This is a genomic window from Trebonia sp., assembly GCF_030042015.1.
In the GTDB taxonomy this organism is placed as follows: Bacteria; Actinomycetota; Actinomycetes; order Streptosporangiales; family Streptosporangiaceae; genus Trebonia.
Window position 1 is genome coordinate 1 of sequence record NZ_JASIAL010000010.1, and the last position, 3,124, is coordinate 3,124.

Below are 3,124 nucleotides of genomic sequence, written 5' to 3' on the forward strand. Positions count from 1 at the left end.
GTGCTCACCGACGAGATCTACGACCAGATCCTGTACGACGGCGCCGTGCATCACAACGCGGCGGCGCTCGCGCCCGACCTGCCCGTGCTGACGCTCGGCGGGATGTCCAAGACGTACCGGCTCGCCGGGTTCCGCTCCGGCTGGCTGGCGGTCTCCGGCCCCCGCGAGCCGATCGCCGAGTACCTGGAGGGCCTGGAACTGCTCGCCAACATGCGGATGTGCCCGAACGTCCCCGCGCAGCACGCCATACCCGCGGCACTCGACGGCGCGATCGACATCACGCCGCTGCTGCGCCCCGGCGGCCGGCTGCGCGACCAGCGCGACCTCGGCTGGGAGCTGCTCACGCAGATCCCCGGCGTGGACTGCTACAAGCCGGCCGGCGCGCTGTACCTGTTCCCCCGCCTGGACCCCGAGGTGCACAAGATCGTCGATGACCAGCGGATGTGCATCGACCTGCTGGAGCAGCAGCACCTGCTGCTGACGCACGGCACCGGGTTCAACCTGCCGTCCACGGACCATCTGCGGGTCGTGTTCCTGGCCTCGGTCGAAGTGCTCGAAGACGCGATCGGCCGGCTCGCGACGTTCCTCGCCGGCTATACGCAGTAGCCGGATTTGACCTTCACCCCCGCCGACGTGGCGCAACCCGCGATGACGACCCGGCGCGGTGGGCGCAGGCACGGCAGCTGCTTGAGCGTGAGCCAGGAGCTGCTCGAACCGATCACCGCGTGACCGGCGGCACAATGGGCTCATGCCTACCCACGTGGCGCTACTGCGGGGAATCAACCTCGGCGGTCACAACCGGGTCGCGATGGCGGACCTGCGGACGGTCGTCGGCGAGCTCGGGCACACGGACGTGTCGACATATATCCAGAGCGGGAACGTGCTGTTCAGCGCGACGGCAGGCGAGGACACCGCTGCGATGGCGGCGGCGATGGCCGCCGCCATCGCAGCCCGGCTCGGGGTCGCCGCGCCCGTCGTCGTCGTCACGCGCGACGAGCTGTCCGAGATCGTCGACGACAACCCGTTCCACGCGGAGCCGGACCCCAAGCGGGTGCACGCGGTGCTGCTCAGCCAGCCACCGGGAGCCGGCCTGCTGGAAAGGCTTGGCGCCGCCGCCGCTTCGGCGGCCGCGGCGGGCGCGCGGGACTCGGTGCAGGCCACCGGGCGGGCGCTGTACCTGCACACGCCGGACGGATACGGGAACAGCGACCTGGCGGACGCGGTGCTGCGGATCGTCAGCGCGCCGAAGGCGGGTGTCACGGGAACGGCACGGAACTGGGCGACGGTCACCAAGCTGCTGGAACTGTGCGGCGGGTGAGTCGGGACGGTTCGTTCGGGATAGATAGGGACATGCGGGTGAGCGGGCGGGCAGTTCTGGTTACGGGCGGGTCCCGTGGGATCGGTGCGGCGATCGTGCGGGCCTTCGCGGCGCGCGGGGACCGGGTGGCGATCCATTACCGGGAAGCCGCGGGCGCGGCGGCGGCGCTGCGGGACAGCCTGCCCGGCGGCGGGCACGTGGCGGTGCGGGCCGACATGGCGGACGCCGACGCCGTGCGGCTGATGGTCGACGCCGCGGCGGCGGCACTTGGCGGGCTTGATGTCCTGGTGAACAACGCGGGCGTCTACCTGGCGCACCCGGTGCTCGACGGCTCGTACGCGCAGTGGCAGCAGGCGTGGCAGGACACGCTCGGCGTCAACCTGGTCGGCGCGGCGAACGCGACCTGGTGCGCGGTGCGGCACATGATCGCGCGCGGCGACGGGGCCGACGGCGGGCGGATCGTGAACGTGGGGTCGCGCGGGGCGTTCCGCGGCGAGCCCGCCCACCCGGCGTACGGGGCGAGCAAGGCGGGGCTGCACGCGTTCGGGCAGTCGCTGGCGGTCGCCCTCGCGCCGCACGGCATCACGGTCGCCTCGGTCGCCCCCGGCTACGTGGCGACGGACATGACCGCGGCGGAGCTCGCCACGCCGGCCGGCGACGCGATCAGGGCGCAGAGCCCGTTCAACCGGGTCGCGACCGCCGAAGAGGTCGCCGAGGCGGTCGTGTACCTGGCGTCCCCGTCGGCGGAGTGGGCGAGCGGCTCGATCCTTGACCTGAACGGCGCGTCGTACCTGCGGTCGTTAGCAGGGGCCGTATTCGGTGTGCACCTGGCGGGAGATCGTGCCGTGCCCGACGTCGTCCCCGTGCCACAGGCTGAAGCGCTGCCCCGCGCGGAAGAACGCGACCGCCTCGTCGTCGGTCATCGTGATCGTCACCTCGGCGCGGTCGCCCGGGTGCAGGGGCTCGTCGTCGTCCCAGCTCAGCTCGGCGGGGAAGCACCGTTCGTAGCTGGGCCTGGTCAGGCACTGCGCCCGGACCATCAGCGCGTGGGTGTGATTGGCGTACTGGCGCGGGATGGACGGTTTGCGGTAGCGCGGCCGCGGCCGCGGGGCCGGCTGTTCGTCCGGCGCGGTCCGCTGGCTTGGCACCAGCGCCGCGGGCTGCGCGTCCGGCTCGCGCGGCGTAGCCGGGGCACCTGTGGCATCCGGGCTCGGCGCAACCGGGTCGAGTCTGATGAGCGCCCTATATCTAACCTGCCGCATCTAGACCACCTGCCACAAAGTGAGCATTCTTGCTCACACGTTGCAGTTAATGACCCCACGATACTCCGCCGCTGCCTGCCTGCCGCGCGCCCCTCAGGGCCGGGCGGACGATGCGGGATAGAAGGGGTTGGCTATGTGGCCTGAATTAGATGAGCGAGTCACAGTTCGCCCGGTTCGCCGCGCGGGCAGGCCTGCCACGCGATGCCTCGTTGCGCCAGGTCGTCAAAGGGTCCAGGCCATCCCGTATGGCCGGCCCCGGTCACGGATGGCGCAGGGAGTCATCGGCGAGTGGACGACCCCTTGAAGCGGGCCAGGTAGGCGGACCTTGAGGCGTGAATATATCTCGGTAGAGCCATCTGAGATATACTGATCGCGAAGGAGGCAGCAATGACCAAGACCCTCGTGGAGATCGACGACGAGTACCTCGCGGCTGCGCAGCAGGCGCTGGGCACCGCCACCAAGAAGGACACGGTCAATGCTGCCCTCCGCGAGGTCGCCGCGCTGGCCGCCAGACGGCGTGACCTGCAAAGGCTCACCTCCGGCG

The 3,124-nt window shown here is 71.1% G+C and carries 4 protein-coding genes; all 4 read left to right on the plus strand.

The window, feature by feature from the left end; genetic code table 11:
- Window positions 1-606 (plus strand): aminotransferase class I/II-fold pyridoxal phosphate-dependent enzyme (locus Q1N79_RS00410; protein WP_300602673.1); only part of this gene is annotated, 606 nt, incomplete at its 5' end.
- Window positions 607-748: 142 nt separating this feature from the next.
- A complete protein-coding gene (locus Q1N79_RS00415; protein WP_300602675.1) occupies window positions 749-1,318 on the plus strand; it encodes a DUF1697 domain-containing protein in 570 nt (189 codons plus the stop codon).
- Window positions 1,319-1,356: 38 nt separating this feature from the next.
- The gene (locus Q1N79_RS30525) at window positions 1,357-2,724 is read left to right on the plus strand and encodes an SDR family NAD(P)-dependent oxidoreductase (RefSeq protein WP_367185008.1); all 1,368 of its coding nucleotides are present in this window, start codon (window positions 1,357-1,359) and stop codon (window positions 2,722-2,724) included.
- A 243-nt stretch (window positions 2,725-2,967) separates the two neighbouring features.
- Window positions 2,968-3,124, plus strand: a 157-nt coding sequence (locus tag Q1N79_RS00425; RefSeq protein ID WP_300602678.1) for a type II toxin-antitoxin system VapB family antitoxin, incomplete at its 3' end; no start/stop codon positions are given.

Bases quoted from the DNA above. Each gene is read 5' to 3' on its own strand.
- Q1N79_RS00415 (WP_300602675.1), top strand. From the start codon at position 749: ATGCCTACCCACGTGGCGCTACTGCGGGGAATCAACCTCGGCGGTCAC.